Source organism: Pseudomonas sp. NPDC089547, assembly GCF_050280665.1.
Taxonomy (GTDB): Bacteria; Pseudomonadota; Gammaproteobacteria; order Pseudomonadales; family Pseudomonadaceae; genus Aquipseudomonas.
On sequence record NZ_JBNNVS010000007.1, the window covers coordinates 24,097 to 37,025 of the forward strand.

The 12,929-nt window shown below is 62.4% G+C and carries 15 protein-coding genes; 10 read left to right on the forward strand and 5 right to left on the reverse strand.

Annotated features, from left to right (window positions below; genetic code table 11):
* Nucleotides 1-19: 19 nt before the first annotated feature.
* Nucleotides 20-763 (forward strand): carbon-nitrogen hydrolase family protein, encoded by a 744-nt coding sequence (locus ACQKPZ_RS06990; protein ID WP_427536420.1) that lies wholly within the window; start codon nucleotides 20-22, stop codon nucleotides 761-763.
* A complete protein-coding gene (locus tag ACQKPZ_RS06995; protein WP_427536422.1) occupies nucleotides 760-1,002 on the forward strand; it encodes a hypothetical protein in 243 nt (80 codons plus the stop codon). Before ACQKPZ_RS06990 ends, ACQKPZ_RS06995 begins: the two co-directional genes overlap by 4 nt.
* A gap of 4 nt (nucleotides 1,003-1,006) precedes the next feature.
* Here ACQKPZ_RS06995 and ACQKPZ_RS07000 read toward each other — a convergent pair whose 3' ends face one another.
* From ACQKPZ_RS07000 to ACQKPZ_RS07010, 3 genes are all read right to left on the reverse strand, one after another.
* Nucleotides 1,007-1,507: a methylated-DNA--[protein]-cysteine S-methyltransferase gene (locus ACQKPZ_RS07000; protein ID WP_403203316.1), complete on the reverse strand. Its 501-nt coding sequence runs from the start codon at nucleotides 1,505-1,507 to the stop codon at nucleotides 1,007-1,009.
* Between the two features lie 72 nt (nucleotides 1,508-1,579).
* A complete protein-coding gene (locus tag ACQKPZ_RS07005; protein WP_427536424.1) occupies nucleotides 1,580-2,380 on the reverse strand; it encodes a lipopolysaccharide biosynthesis protein in 801 nt (266 codons plus the stop codon).
* Nucleotides 2,381-2,639: 259 nt separating this feature from the next.
* Nucleotides 2,640-3,050 carry a MerR family transcriptional regulator gene (locus ACQKPZ_RS07010; protein ID WP_427536426.1) on the reverse strand — a complete coding sequence of 137 codons (411 nt, stop codon included), beginning with the start codon at nucleotides 3,048-3,050 and terminating at the stop codon, nucleotides 2,640-2,642.
* 110 nt (nucleotides 3,051-3,160) lie between these two features.
* Between ACQKPZ_RS07010 and ACQKPZ_RS07015 the strand changes: the two genes are divergently transcribed.
* Nucleotides 3,161-4,402 (forward strand): NADH:flavin oxidoreductase/NADH oxidase family protein, encoded by a 1,242-nt coding sequence (locus ACQKPZ_RS07015; protein WP_427536428.1) that lies wholly within the window; start codon nucleotides 3,161-3,163, stop codon nucleotides 4,400-4,402.
* 9 nt (nucleotides 4,403-4,411) lie between these two features.
* Entirely contained in the window at nucleotides 4,412-4,768 is a 357-nt protein-coding gene (gene osmE, locus ACQKPZ_RS07020; RefSeq protein WP_427536430.1) for an osmotically-inducible lipoprotein OsmE, read from the forward strand.
* Nucleotides 4,769-4,770: 2 nt separating this feature from the next.
* Here the strand turns inward: osmE and ACQKPZ_RS07025 are convergent, their stop codons facing one another.
* The gene (locus tag ACQKPZ_RS07025) at nucleotides 4,771-5,130 is read right to left on the reverse strand and encodes a hypothetical protein (RefSeq protein WP_427536432.1); all 360 of its coding nucleotides are present in this window, start codon (nucleotides 5,128-5,130) and stop codon (nucleotides 4,771-4,773) included.
* A gap of 162 nt (nucleotides 5,131-5,292) precedes the next feature.
* Between ACQKPZ_RS07025 and ACQKPZ_RS07030 the strand changes: the two genes are divergently transcribed.
* The 6 genes from ACQKPZ_RS07030 (at nucleotide 5,293) to ACQKPZ_RS07055 (ending at nucleotide 11,667) form a co-directional block, all read left to right on the forward strand.
* The gene (locus ACQKPZ_RS07030) at nucleotides 5,293-5,484 is read left to right on the forward strand and encodes a hypothetical protein (RefSeq protein WP_427536434.1); all 192 of its coding nucleotides are present in this window, start codon (nucleotides 5,293-5,295) and stop codon (nucleotides 5,482-5,484) included.
* 152 nt (nucleotides 5,485-5,636) lie between these two features.
* Complete coding sequence (locus ACQKPZ_RS07035) at nucleotides 5,637-7,340, forward strand: amidase (RefSeq protein WP_427536436.1); 1,704 nt, start codon at nucleotides 5,637-5,639, stop codon at nucleotides 7,338-7,340.
* 174 nt (nucleotides 7,341-7,514) lie between these two features.
* Nucleotides 7,515-8,189: a helix-turn-helix transcriptional regulator gene (locus tag ACQKPZ_RS07040; protein WP_427536438.1), complete on the forward strand. Its 675-nt coding sequence runs from the start codon at nucleotides 7,515-7,517 to the stop codon at nucleotides 8,187-8,189.
* Entirely contained in the window at nucleotides 8,186-9,103 is a 918-nt protein-coding gene (locus ACQKPZ_RS07045; RefSeq protein WP_427536440.1) for a pyridoxal-phosphate dependent enzyme, read from the forward strand. Before ACQKPZ_RS07040 ends, ACQKPZ_RS07045 begins: the two co-directional genes overlap by 4 nt.
* Before the next feature lie 188 nt (nucleotides 9,104-9,291).
* Nucleotides 9,292-10,389, forward strand: coding sequence for a carboxynorspermidine decarboxylase (locus ACQKPZ_RS07050; protein WP_060493713.1), 1,098 nt, complete (start codon nucleotides 9,292-9,294; stop codon nucleotides 10,387-10,389).
* A gap of 33 nt (nucleotides 10,390-10,422) precedes the next feature.
* Entirely contained in the window at nucleotides 10,423-11,667 is a 1,245-nt protein-coding gene (locus ACQKPZ_RS07055) for a saccharopine dehydrogenase family protein (RefSeq protein ID WP_016394970.1), read from the forward strand.
* Between the two features lie 159 nt (nucleotides 11,668-11,826).
* Here the strand turns inward: ACQKPZ_RS07055 and ACQKPZ_RS07060 are convergent, their stop codons facing one another.
* On the reverse strand, nucleotides 11,827-12,873 hold the full coding sequence (locus ACQKPZ_RS07060; protein ID WP_427536442.1) for a class I SAM-dependent methyltransferase: 1,047 nt from the start codon (nucleotides 12,871-12,873) through the stop codon (nucleotides 11,827-11,829).
* Nucleotides 12,874-12,929 lie beyond the last annotated feature (56 nt).

Here is a 12,929-nt window from a genome sequence, read left to right on the forward strand (position 1 = left end):
GTACCAGGGAAGGGTTTAAATGAAACTGTGCGCCGTACAACTGGCTTCGCTCAAGGGCGATGTGCAAGGAAACCTCCAGCGCCACCTGGCCTGCATCGAGCAAGCCGCGGCCCTTGGCGCCGAGCTGGTGGTATTCCCCGAACTTTCGCTGACGGGCTATGAGCCTACCCTGGCACGCCAGACCGCCCTGCCGGTCAGCTCTGCACGGCTGGACCCGCTGCAGGCGGCCTGTGACCGGCTTGGTATCACCGTGGCCGCAGGCCTGCCGTTGCCGACACCCGAGGGCATTCGCATCGGCATGCCGATTCTCAGCCCCATGGCTGCCCGCCAGGCCTATGCCAAACGGCGCCTGCATGAAGACGAGTTGCCGTACTTCATCCCGGGCGACCAGGCAGTGTTGCTGCAGGTGGGTGAGCACCGGGTTGCACCGGCAATCTGCTACGAATCCATGTTCATGGCGCACGCGGCCGCTGCCCGCGAGCTTGGCGCGGACCTGTACCTGGTCAGTGTGGCGAAAACCACCAAGGGCATCCGCGAGGGGTACGTGCATTACCCCGATGTAGCGCGTGAGCTGGGCATGCCGGTGTTGATGGCCAACTGCGTGGGCCCCGCCGACACCTTCATCGGTGCCGGCGGTTCGGCCGCATGGGACAGCCAAGGGCGCTTGCTGGCCAGCCTGGATGACCACAGTGAAGGGCTGATCCTGCTGGACACCGGCAACGCCAGCGCAAGCGCCCTGCCCTTGGACCCACACCCGGCATGATCTATGTGCTTATCGCGCTGGTGAGTTACAGCGGCACGTACTACCTGGTCGGCTTGCTGATTCAGGGCCAGCTTGCCGATGTGGCCGAAGGGTTGCGCCATCGGCCCGATGCGCCGACACCCGGCGAGTACCTGCGCGAGGTCAGGCCCCAGGCACGCAGGGCCCACCGGCACTACACCCTGATGGCCGGGTCGGCGGTGGCCATACTGGCCTGCCTGCTCGCCAGCTGGTTCGCCTGACGCCTTACAGGTCCAGTGCCAGGCTCTGCCGACCTTCCAGCGCCAGCAAGTACTGCTTGGCCGCCAGGCCGCCGGCAAAGCCGGTAAGGCTGCCCGAAGCACCGATCACGCGGTGGCACGGGGCGATGATGGAGATCGGGTTGCGGCCGTTGGCGGCGCCTACCGCCCGCACTGCACTGGGGTTGCCGATTTGCCGGGCAATGTCGCTGTAGCTGCGGGTTTCACCAAACGGTATCGCCAGCAACGCGGCCCATACCTGACGCTGGAACGCGGTGCCGGCAAAGTCCAGCGCCAACTCGAAACACTGGCGTTTGCCGGCAAAATACTCGCCGAGTTGCCGAGCGGTTTCCCGCAGCACCGGGCACTGGTCGTCGCGGTGCAAGGCGCCGAGACGCACGCGGTTTTCCCGTTCGTTTTCCCACAATACGGCGGCCAGGCACTCGCCACGCGCCACCAGGGTCAAGGTGCCGACGGGCGACTGCATGAGCGTGAATGCGCTGGACATAAGCGTTTACCTGGCTGTTTACGATGGGCGTACTGTACGCATCCACAGCCCTGCACGCACCCGCTTTCTTGCTCAGGTAATTGCACAACCGGCAATCTGCCGCGCCTCGTTGAGGTTGACCTTGGGGATCAACTCGGTGGGTATGCGCGAGTTGGCCGACAGGTTGTAGACATGGAAGTGCTCGTTCACCACCTCCCGCGCCATTAGCGTCAGCGACGGCAGGATGCGGCTGTCCCAATGCTGGTCGAGCCCGCAAGGCGAACACGGGCCCTGGCCATTTTCGTAGAAACGCCCCACGGTCTGGTCCAGGTCTACCCCGACCAGCAACACTTCTTCAAAACCCAGGTGATACGCCAGTTGCAGCGCCACATAGGCCACAGTCCGGGCATCAAAGAACCCGTATGCCAGGTCTTTGCTGAAGGCGATCGACCGGGTCCGTTTGCTCCACAGCGCACGGTTGCACACACAGTTGTCACCGTGGCCACGCAAACCGTCCAGCAGGCCTGGGGTGTCGGCCTTGCGCAGGGCGTAGCGTTCGGTGCTGGCTGGCACATTGGCACCGGCATATTGCTCGGGCCAGAGCGCCAGGCGTTCGCTGTCGCGCAAGGCGGTGGCGAACAGGGCCGGCTGTTGCTGGCGGAAGCTTTTGTCCGTGCACACGTAGAAGAAAGGCTTGATGCCATGTTCGGTAGTCATGGCGACCGAGCCGTTCATGGCGATGATGGGCAAATGCGCGAACTCGCCCAGCGGGAAATGCCTGGCAGAGGCGCCGGAGGCAAGAATCACCACAGGGCCCTGCCGGGTATTGCGACACGCCTCGAAACTGGAGAACGCCCCGCGTTCAGCGCTTGGCTGCGACGGAAGTGTGTTCATCAATGGCATCTATAACTGGACAGTACAAACCACAATACTGATCCGTGTATGTGCCGTGGCCGCTTTTACCTAACTTTACCCAACTGAACAGTAGTCGACCGCGAGTCCATGATTGGCGGGGTTCAGAGTGCGATGCAGCCCTCATGGACCACCTGTACAAAGAGTAGTTCCCCTACTTTGCGTGAGGAATAGAGGATGCAGCTGCCGACACGACAGACGGCTTTATTCATGAGCCAGCTTGATGCCTATGGTTGGCAGGTTAACCATTGCCCGTTTGCCAATCGGCAAGCAGACGCTGGGCATTCGTTCGGCAATCCATCCCTTGTGGCTTGGCCTCGATACCGGCAATAACCGCCAGCAACTGGGCGCGGTTCTGCGCCAGGCGCTGTTGCATGGCTTCGATTTCCGTCACCTTGCGCTTGAGGCTCGCCAACAACAGGCCATGGCCTGCCTCCGTTGCCCCTGAGGCGTCGCCCAGCTTGCGCATTTCCTCAAGGCTGAACCCGGCCTGCTGGCCACAGGTGATGATCTCCAGCGCCCGAACTACCTGCTCGGGGTAATCCCGGTACCCATTACCCAGGCGCCGGGCGGCAATCAACCCGCTGGCTTCGTAAAAGCGGATCCGCGAGGCGCTGAGCCCCGTACGTCGCGCCAGTTCACCAATTTTCATTTCAGCATCGTTCCCCTATTGACCTTAAAGTTGACTTTAACCTTAGCCTTCTCGGGAACCTAGCCCACGCCTGCGCAAATCGATGCGTGGTAGCCATCTCGGAGATCGCCATGACGCCATTCCAGCCCCTGCACCTGCCCAATGGCAGCATCATTCCCAACCGTATCGCCAAGGCCGCGATGGAAGAAAACCTGGCCAACGCGGATCAGACACCTTCCGACAAGTTGCTGCGCCTGTACCAGGCCTGGGCCGAAGGTGGTGCCGGGTTGTTGCTGACAGGCAACGTGATGATTGACCCCGGCGCAATGACTGGCCCTGGCGGCGTGATGCTGGACGACAGCCAGCCGCTACAACCCTTTCGCGACTGGGCCCGCACCGGTCGGGCCCATGGCGCGCAGTTCTGGATGCAGATCAACCACCCCGGGCGGCAGATGCAGGCCAACCTGGGCCAGCCCACCGTGGCACCTTCGGCTGTCGCCCTGGACATGGGCGGCCTGTCCAGGCTGTTCCCGGTGCCCAAGCCACTGGATGAAGCCGAGATCGCCGCAGTGATCCAGCGCTTCGCCCGTACCGCAGCGCTGGCCGAAGAAGCAGGTTTCAGCGGTGTGCAGATCCACGCCGCCCACGGCTATCTGCTGAGCCAGTTTCTGTCGCCGTTGAGCAACCAGCGTCAGGACCGCTGGGGTGGCAGCCTGGAAAACCGCGCGCGGCTGTTGCTGGAAGTGGTGAAAGCCGTGCGCGAAGTGGTTTCGCCCGGTTTCAGCGTGGCCGTCAAGCTGAATTCGGCAGACTTCCAACGCGGCGGCTTCGAACCTGCCGATGCCCGCCAGGTGGTGCTGTGGCTGAATGAGTTGGCGGTGGACCTGGTGGAGCTTTCGGGCGGCAGTTACGAGGCCCCTGCAATGCAGGGCGATGCGCGAGACGGCCGTACCCTGGCCCGCGAGGCTTATTTCCTGGAGTTTGCCCAGGAAACCGCCAGCATCGCGACCATGCCGGTGATGGTAACCGGGGGCATTCGGCGCCTGCCGGTGGTCGAGCAGGTACTGGCCAGTGGTGTGGCAATGGCCGGCATTGCCACGGCCCTGGCCGTGGAGCCCACCCTGCCCCGGCGCTGGCAGAAAGGCGAACTTGCGGCCACCGCTGCGCTGCAGCCGATTCGCTGGAAGCGCAAGGCATTCGCCGCGCTGGCTTACATGGCCCTGGTGAAGTTGCAGATGCGCCGGCTGGCGGCCGGCAACAGGCCAAAAGCACACGCGTCGCCGTTGCGGGCCTTGTTGTTGGAACAGGGCTGCACATTACTGCGGGTAAGGCAGTACAGGCGTATGATGAAAGGCCGAGCGAATCAAGGGTGAGGCACTGTCATGAACAAACCCTTACACGCACTGATCTTCGCCGTGGCGGCGGTGTCTGCCTGCTCATCCAGCTCAGCGCAGTATCACGACCAACCACTGGTGGCCAATGTTGAAACGGGCATGAGCAAAGACCAGGTCGTGCAAATCGGCGGCAAGCCCGCTGCCGAGTCGGACCGCACCGTCGTGCCGGGCACCTGCTATGACTACATGCTCACCAAAGCCGCAAACCGGCAACCCTACAGTGTAAGCTTCGACGGCGCCGGCAAGGTCGACAAGACCGCCTTCATGACCTGCGCCGAGTGGAGCAATGCTCAGCACAAGGCCCGGTTGCCCAGCATGGGCGGTTCAAGCGGCTCGGGCTACTGAGCTCAGTCCAGGCATTCCCTGGCCGCCTGGCGCAACTTGTCGCCAGACAGGAAGCTGCCTTTGTAGAACGTTGCGCGGCTGCCCTCGCGAGAATCGACTACGTCCAGCACGTCGTCGGAGGCCACTGCACTGGGGGCCGTGAGCCGATAACCATGGGCGATTGACTTCTGCGTGGCCTGGGGCGCCAGCGCTTGCCACTTGGGCAGGACACAGGCGGCATACTGCTGCGGTGACTTCTTGGTCAGCTTGCTGGCAGTGGGGTTGCCGGGCGTTGCGCAGCCGGCAAGGCTGGCGGCTAACAAAGCGCCGATCAGAATACGAAAAGTAGGCATTTGCAATTGGCCGTTGAGGATACGCTGCATTCTATCGATAGTTGCGAGAAGTTACTAATCAACCAAGGTCTTGCTGCGGGCATCGTGCGCAACAGCACCTGATAATTCTGCCAGTGGCACGGGTTGGTAAATGCTGGGAAAGTGAAACTCCCAAGCGGCAACTAACCACGACTCTTTCAGGAACATCACGCCATGCAAAAGAATGCCAACACCACGCAATTTTTCTACCAGAACGGAAAACTTGTCACCCTGAAGACTGGAGAACAAGGCCGTAGCATCTTTCGAAATGCAGACATGCCGCTTGCAGAACAACATGCGCAAGGCAGCGGTTTGGTGGTTGCGGACGACAAAGGGTCCGTATTTGAAGTGCGGTTGAAGGATTGATCGGCCACGGTCTTCCCAAAGCGGGAAGACCCTGCCGGGCCAACAATGCCCGCCTGCATCAAGCCATTTGCTCCTGCGCAAACCTGCGCCCGCCAGGTCCTTCTTGTACACTCCTCGCATTAGCCCCCACCTGCACATTTTTTGGTGAACGCATGATCGAGGTAACCGAGGTTTCCATTGCCGAGCTGCGCGACGCGCTCGAGTCGGGCCGCACGACGGCGGTCGAGCTGGTCAAGGCCTACCTGGCGCGTATCGACGCCTACGATGGCGCCGACACCGCCCCGGCCTTGAACGCCGTGGTAGTGCGCAACCCAGAGGCGCTGAAAGAAGCCGAGGCCTCCGACGCCCGCCGCGCCAATGGCCAGGTACTGAGCCCGCTGGACGGCATCCCCTACACCGCCAAGGACAGCTACCTGGTCAAAGGCCTGACTGCTGCTTCCGGCAGCCCTGCCTTCAAGGACCTGGTCGCCCAGCGCGACGCTTTCACCATCGAGCGCCTGCGCGCCGCCGGTGCCGTGTGCCTGGGCAAGACCAACATGCCCCCCATGGCCAACGGTGGCATGCAGCGCGGCGTGTATGGCCGCGCCGAAAGCCCGTACAACGCCAACTACCTGACCGCGCCCTTTGCCTCGGGCTCTTCCAACGGTGCCGGTACCGCCACCGCTGCAAGCTTCAGCGCTTTCGGCCTGGCCGAAGAAACCTGGTCCAGCGGCCGTGGCCCGGCATCCAACAACGGCTTGTGCGCCTACACCCCATCGCGTGGCGTGATTTCGGTGCGTGGCAACTGGCCGCTGACCCCGACCATGGACGTGGTGGTGCCTTACGCCCGCACCATGGCCGACCTGCTGGAAATCCTCGACGTGGTGGTAGCCGATGACGCTGACAAGCGCGGCGACCTGTGGCGCTTGCAGCCTTGGGTGCCGATTCCGGCAGCATCGGCTGTGCGCCCTGCGTCGTATCTGGACCTGGCAGTAGATGCCGGCGCACTCAAGGGCAAGCGCTTTGGCGTACCGCGCATGTATATCAATGCCGACACCGAAGCGGGCACCAGCGAGAAGCCAGGTATCGGTGGCCCGACCGGCCAGCGCATCAACACCCGCGCCACCGTGATCGACTTGTGGCAACAGGCACGCCAGGCCCTGGAAGCGGCCGGCGCCGAAGTGCTGGAAGTGGACTTCCCGCTGGTATCCAACTGCGAGGGCGACCGCCCAGGCGCCCCGACTGTTTACAACCGTGGCATCGTCAGCAAGGAATTCCTGCATGACGAACTGTGGGAACTGTCCGGTTGGGGCTTTGACGACTTCCTGCGTGCCAACGGTGACCCCAAGCTCAACCGCCTGGCCGATGTCGACGGCCCACGGATCTTCCCGCACGACCCGGGCACCCTGCCCAACCGCGAAGACGACCTGGCTGCCGGCATGGACGAATACGTCAACATGGCCAAGCGCGGGCTGAAGACCTGGGACCAGATCGAAACCCTGCCTGACGGCCTGCGCGGCCTGGAACAGACCCGCAAGCTGGACCTGGAAGACTGGATGGACACGTTGGGTCTGGATGCGGTGCTGTTCCCCACCGTGGCCGATGTGGGCCTGGCGGATGCCGACGTCAACCCGGCATCGGCAGACATCGCCTGGAGCAACGGCATCTGGGTGGCCAACGGCAACCTGGCAATCCGTCATCTTGGCGTGCCAACCGTCACCGTGCCCATGGGCGTGATGGCCGATATCGGCATGCCGGTGGGCCTGACCTTTGCCGGGCGGGCTTACAGCGATAATGCGCTGCTGAGCTTTGGTGCAGCCTTTGAGGCAACCGGCTCGCGCCGCATGATCCCGCCACGGACCCCGGCTCTGGGCTGAAGGGGGCCGCTTTGCGGCCCATTCGCGGGTAAACCCGCTCCCACAGGTATTGCAGCGCATTCAAGAGCGGTGGAGTACCTGTGCGGGTTTACCCGCGAATGGGCCTGAAAAAGCAAATCGCATAATTCAACCTAATGTGTAAAAATACACAAAATGTTGATTTATTGATCTGCCATGCCCATCTCCCCCAGCGAAGAACGCCACCTCACCCTCACCGTACTCAAGGCTGCCATCCAGGCCCTGGGTAGCGTTGCTGCACGCAACATGGAAATCCTCCTGCACGACCTGGACCACCCGGAGCACTCCGTGGTGGCGATCGTCAACGGCCACCTTTCCGGCCGTAGCGTCGGCAGCCCGATTCTCGCCGCCCCGGAACAGGACCAAGGGTTCAAGGCATTGATGCAGGCCTCGGCCGATCAGCGCGGCTGCGAGCCCGTGGTACTCCCCGATTACCCCACCACGCTGAAGGGCCGCACGCTGCGCAGTGCCACCGCCATCTTCCGCGACAGCACCGGCCACCCCTTCGCCAGCCTCTGCGTCAACACCGATGTCACCGGCCTGGACGCTGCCATGAGTTTTCTCCAGCAGCTACAGCCATTGGGGGCCACACCCACCGTCAGCGAACCGGCCGACATGGAACTGCTGATGAGTGAAATCATCCAGGCCTCGCTGCAGCGTACCGGCCAGGGGCGAATGAACAAACAGGCCAAAGTCGAGGCTGTTCGAGTCATGCAGGAGCGCGGCCTGTTCATCGTCAAAGGCGGCGTGGAGAAAGCTGCCAGTGCCCTGGGCGTGACCCGTTACACCATTTACAACTACCTTGAACAATTGCGCGGAGCCAGCCAATGACCTTGCATATCCACACCCCCCTGATCGAATCGCGCCCGCTGTCGTTGGCCGCCGGCTGCAATGTCTGGCTCAAGCTTGATGCCCTGCAACCTTGCGGCTCCTTCAAGCTGCGCGGGGTGGGCCATGCCTGCGAAGTGCATCAGGCCCGCGGCGCCAAACAGTTCATCTCGTCCTCGGGTGGCAACGCCGGCCTGGCGGTGGCATACGCCGGGCGCAAGCTGGGCGTGCCGGTAACCGTGGTAGTGCCCGAAACCACCACAGAGCGGGCCAAGCAATTGCTGCGCCTGGAAGACGCCAAGGTGGTGGTGCATGGCAGCTCCTGGCAAGAAGCCAACGCCCTGGCACAGACCCTCATCGGCCCGGATGACGCCTTTATCCACCCGTTTGACGACCCACTGCTGTGGACCGGGCATGCCAGCCTGATCGATGAAGTGGCCCAAGCCGGCGTGAAGCCCGACGCGGTGGTGCTGTCGGTAGGCGGTGGCGGCTTGCTCAGCGGCGTGGTCGAAGGGTTGCAGCGCAATGGTTGGGCTGATGTACCGGTGCTGGCAGTGGAAACCAACGGCGCAGCATCGCTGAATGCGGCCATACAGGCGGGGCATTCGGTGGAGCTGGAGCGTATTGCTTCAGTGGCAACGTCACTGGGGGCAAAGCGCGTCGCAAACCAGGCGCTGGCCTGCGCACAGCAGCACCCGGTGCACAGCCACCTGGTCAGCGATCGCGCAGCGCTGCAGGCCTGCGAGCGGTTCCTGCTGGACCATCGCGTGCTGGTGGAGCCGGCCTGCGGAGCGGCGTTGGCACTGGCCTATGAACCGGCCACCCTGGCGCAATACCAGAACGTGCTGGTGGTGGTTTGCGGCGGCGCTACGGCAACGCTGGAACAGATTCAGGCGTGGTTGCAGCAGGCCGATTGAGGCCTGCCACTTGTCGGTGCTGATTACGATAGTCACATGCGCCTGATCTACTGAGCCCGCCGCAACCGGAAAAATGCCTTTGCAACGGCGTCAACCCTGACGAAATGCGTATCGCACCCTTTCGGTCTGCGGCAAGTGAAGGCACAATGCGTGTCCTTTTTTTGGCCGGCCTGGCCGGGGGCCTTTAAATGATCAAGACGCCGTACTACCTCATCGACAAAACCAAGCTGCTCAGCAACATGGAGAAGATCGCCTACGTGCGTGAACACTCCGGTGCCAAGGCGCTGCTTGCCCTCAAGTGCTTCGCCACCTGGTCGGTGTTCGACCTGATGCAGCAGTACATGGACGGCACCACCTCGTCCTCCCTGTTCGAGCTCAAGCTCGGCCGCCAGAAGTTCGCCGGCGAAACCCACGCCTACAGCGTGGCCTGGGCCGACGACGAGGTCGAGGAGATGCTCGAGAACTGCGACAAGATCATCTTCAACTCGATCGGCCAGCTGCAGCGCTTTGCCGAACAGTCCGAAGGCAAGGTGCGTGGCCTGCGCGTCAACCCGCAAGTCAGCAGCTCCGACTACCTGCTGGCCGACCCGGCCCGCCCGTTCAGCCGCCTGGGCGAATGGGACCCGGCAAAGATCGAACAGGTGATCGAGCAGATCTCCGGCTTCATGTTCCACAACAATTGCGAGAACGGCGACTTCGGCCTGTTCGACAAGATGCTTACGCACATCGAAGAACGCTTCGGCCACTTGCTGCACAAGGTCGAGTGGGTCAGCCTGGGTGGCGGCATCCACTTCACCGGTGAAGACTATGCGGTAGACGCCTTCTGCGCGCGCCTCAAGGCCTTCTCGCAAACCTACGGCGTGCAGGTGTACCTGGAGCCGGGCGAAGCGGCCATCACCAACAGTGCCTCGCTGGAAGTGACCGTGCTCGACACGCTGTACAACGGCAAGCACCTGGCCGTGGTCGACAGCTCCATCGAAGCGCACCTGCTCGACCTGCTGATCTACCGCCTCAACGCCAAGATGGCCCCCAACGACGGCGAGCACACCTACATGGTCTGCGGCAAGTCGTGCCTGGCCGGTGACATTTTCGGCGAGTACCAATTCGACCGCCCGTTGGCCATTGGCGATCGCCTGTCGTTCATCGACACGGCGGGCTACACCATGGTCAAGAAAAACTGGTTCAACGGTCTGAAGATGCCTTCCATCGTGGTCAAGCAACTCGACGGCAGCGTCGAGGTTGTTCGCGAGTTCGGTTTCGAAGACTACGTTTCCAGCCTGTCGTAAGACCGGCTATCCAAGTAAGGAGCAAAAGGTAAATTGAAGAAGAACGTTCTTATCATTGGTGCAGGAGGTGTCGCCAAGGTGGTGGCCCACAAGTGCGCACAGCATAACGACGAACTGGGTCGTATCGCTATCGCGTCACGGAACATCTCCAAATGCCAGGCCATCATCGACAGCGTCAAGGCCAAGGGTAGCCTCAAGGTACCCGCCGACATCCAGGCCTTCTCGCTCAACGCCCTCGATGTCGAGGCAACCAAGGCTCTGATCCGCGAGACCGAATCGCAGATCGTGATCAACGTGGGGTCCGCCTTCCTCAACATGTCGGTGCTGCGTGCCTGCATCGATACCGGTGTTGCTTACCTGGACACCGCCATCCACGAAGAGCCGGGCAAGATCTGCGAAACCCCGCCGTGGTACGGCAACTACGAGTGGAAACACCTCGAAGAATGCCAACAAAAGAACATTACCGCCATTCTCGGCGTCGGTTTCGACCCAGGTGTGGTGAACAGCTACGCAAAACTTGCGCAGCAGCAGTATTTCGACAGCATTGATTCGATCGACATTCTCGATGTCAATGCCGGTTCGCATGGCAAGTACTTTGCCACCAACTTCGACCCGGAAATCAACTTCCGCGAGTTCACCGGGCAAGTATGGAGCTGGCAGAACAGCCAGTGGACCAGCAACACCATGTTCGAAGTCAAGCGTACCGACGACCTGCCCGTGGTAGGTTCGCAAAACCTGTACCTGACGGGTCACGATGAAGTTCACTCGATTTCGAAGAACCTCAACGTGCCGAACGTGCGTTTCTGGATGAGCTTCGGCGAACACTACATCAACGTGTTCACCGTGCTGAAAAACCTGGGCCTGCTCAGCGAGCAGCCGGTAAAAACCGCCGAAGGCCTGGAAGTGGTACCGCTGAAGGTGGTGAAGGCCGTACTGCCAGACCCGGCCTCGCTGGCACCTGGCTATACCGGCAAGACCTGCATTGGTGACCTGGTCAAGGGCACCAAGGATGGCCAGCCGCGCGAAGTCTTCATCTACAACGTGGCCGACCACGAAGAAGCCTACGCCGAGACCGACAGCCAGGGCATTTCCTACACCGCCGGCGTACCGCCAGTGGCCGCTGCCCTGCTGGTCGCCCGTGGCGAGTGGGATGCCAAACGCATGGTCAACGTCGAGGAGCTGCCAGCCGAGCCGTTCCTCAAGGCGCTGGACGTGATGGGCCTGCCGACCCGCGTGAAAGATGAAAAAGGCGATCGTCCTTGGGATGCTGAAGCCTAAGCGGTAAACAGAGGGGGCGCCACATGGCGCCCCTTCTGCTTTTCAGGCCCGGCCTCTTCGCGGGCTCGCCCGCTCCCACAAGTTATGCGTTAGTTTCAGGCCTGTGGTAATCCTGTGGGAGCGGGCGTGCCCGCGAAGAGGTCAGCACAGGATTACACCCTACTTGCGGGCCTCCAGAATCAGGTTGAATGGCGTCTGCGTCGCCCGCCGGAACCGGCTAAACCCCGCCTCCTCGAACACCGCCCGCAACCGCGCCTCCCCAGCCTGCGCCCCCAGCCCCAAGCCCACCTCCTGCGATAACGAGTTCGGCGTGCAGATAAACGTCGACGCCGCATAGAACAAGCGCCCCACCGGTGTCAGGTTGCCCTCCAGCGAATCTTCGGCATAAGGCTCCACCAGCATCACCGTGCCATCGGCCTTCAACGCGCGGTAAGCATGCTTCGCGGCCCCCACCGGATCACCCATGTCGTGCAGGCAATCGAAGAAGCACACCAGGTCATGGTCATGCCCCGGGTAGTCCTTGGCGCTGGCGTGCTGAAAACTCACCCGCTGCGCCAGCCCTGCTTCTCGCGCACGCTGGTTGGCGGTGGTGATCGATGGCGCGTGGTAGTCATAGCCCACAAACGTCGACGCAGGAAATGCCTGGGCCATCACCAGCGTCGAAGCGCCGTGCCCACAACCCACGTCTGCCACCTTGGCACCGGCTTGCAGTTTGCCGACCACACCCTCCAGCGCCGGCAGCCACTCAGCTACCAGGAAAGTGCGATACCCTGGCCGGAAGAACCGCTCGGTACCACTGAACATGCACGGGTGGTGGTCGCCCCAGGCCAGGCCGCCGTCACCGCGCATGGCCGCAACCAGCTTGTCCTTGTCATGGAACAGCGCCGCGATCACCGCCGCCCCGCCGGCCATGTACGCAGGGGAGTCCTCCAGTGCCAGCGCCATGGCCTGCTCTTCGGGCAACACGAAAACGCCCTTGTCATGCGTCATGTAGCCCGATGCCGCCTGGGCGTTCAGCCACTCGCGCACCAGACGTGGGTGGCAACCTGTCTTGGCCGCCAGCGCCTCGGGCGTGGTCGGTTGGCTGTCTGCCATGGCCCGATACAGGCCCAGCTCGTCGCCCAGAATGACATTTGCCAGCGTCGCTGCGGCGCCCATGTCGCCTACCAGCTTACCCATGAAATCGTGAAGCCTTGCCTCGTCCATGACCTGCCCTCCTCTGCAAGAAGGCCATCGCCAGCGAGGGAACTCCGCTCCGGGGA

Coding starts and splice junctions, on each gene's coding strand:
- ACQKPZ_RS06990 (WP_427536420.1), top strand. CDS start 20: ATGAAACTGTGCGCCGTACAACTGGCTTCGCTCAAGGGCGATGTGCAA.
- ACQKPZ_RS06995 (WP_427536422.1), top strand. CDS start 760: ATGATCTATGTGCTTATCGCGCTGGTGAGTTACAGCGGCACGTACTAC.
- ACQKPZ_RS07000 (WP_403203316.1), bottom strand. CDS start 1,507: ATGTCCAGCGCATTCACGCTCATGCAGTCGCCCGTCGGCACCTTGACC.
- ACQKPZ_RS07005 (WP_427536424.1), bottom strand. CDS start 2,380: ATGAACACACTTCCGTCGCAGCCAAGCGCTGAACGCGGGGCGTTCTCC.
- ACQKPZ_RS07010 (WP_427536426.1), bottom strand. CDS start 3,050: ATGAAAATTGGTGAACTGGCGCGACGTACGGGGCTCAGCGCCTCGCGG.
- ACQKPZ_RS07015 (WP_427536428.1), top strand. CDS start 3,161: ATGACGCCATTCCAGCCCCTGCACCTGCCCAATGGCAGCATCATTCCC.
- osmE (WP_427536430.1), top strand. CDS start 4,412: ATGAACAAACCCTTACACGCACTGATCTTCGCCGTGGCGGCGGTGTCT.
- ACQKPZ_RS07025 (WP_427536432.1), bottom strand. CDS start 5,130: ATGCAGCGTATCCTCAACGGCCAATTGCAAATGCCTACTTTTCGTATT.
- ACQKPZ_RS07030 (WP_427536434.1), top strand. CDS start 5,293: ATGCAAAAGAATGCCAACACCACGCAATTTTTCTACCAGAACGGAAAA.
- ACQKPZ_RS07035 (WP_427536436.1), top strand. CDS start 5,637: ATGATCGAGGTAACCGAGGTTTCCATTGCCGAGCTGCGCGACGCGCTC.
- ACQKPZ_RS07040 (WP_427536438.1), top strand. CDS start 7,515: ATGCCCATCTCCCCCAGCGAAGAACGCCACCTCACCCTCACCGTACTC.
- ACQKPZ_RS07045 (WP_427536440.1), top strand. CDS start 8,186: ATGACCTTGCATATCCACACCCCCCTGATCGAATCGCGCCCGCTGTCG.
- ACQKPZ_RS07050 (WP_060493713.1), top strand. CDS start 9,292: ATGATCAAGACGCCGTACTACCTCATCGACAAAACCAAGCTGCTCAGC.
- ACQKPZ_RS07060 (WP_427536442.1), bottom strand. CDS start 12,873: ATGGACGAGGCAAGGCTTCACGATTTCATGGGTAAGCTGGTAGGCGAC.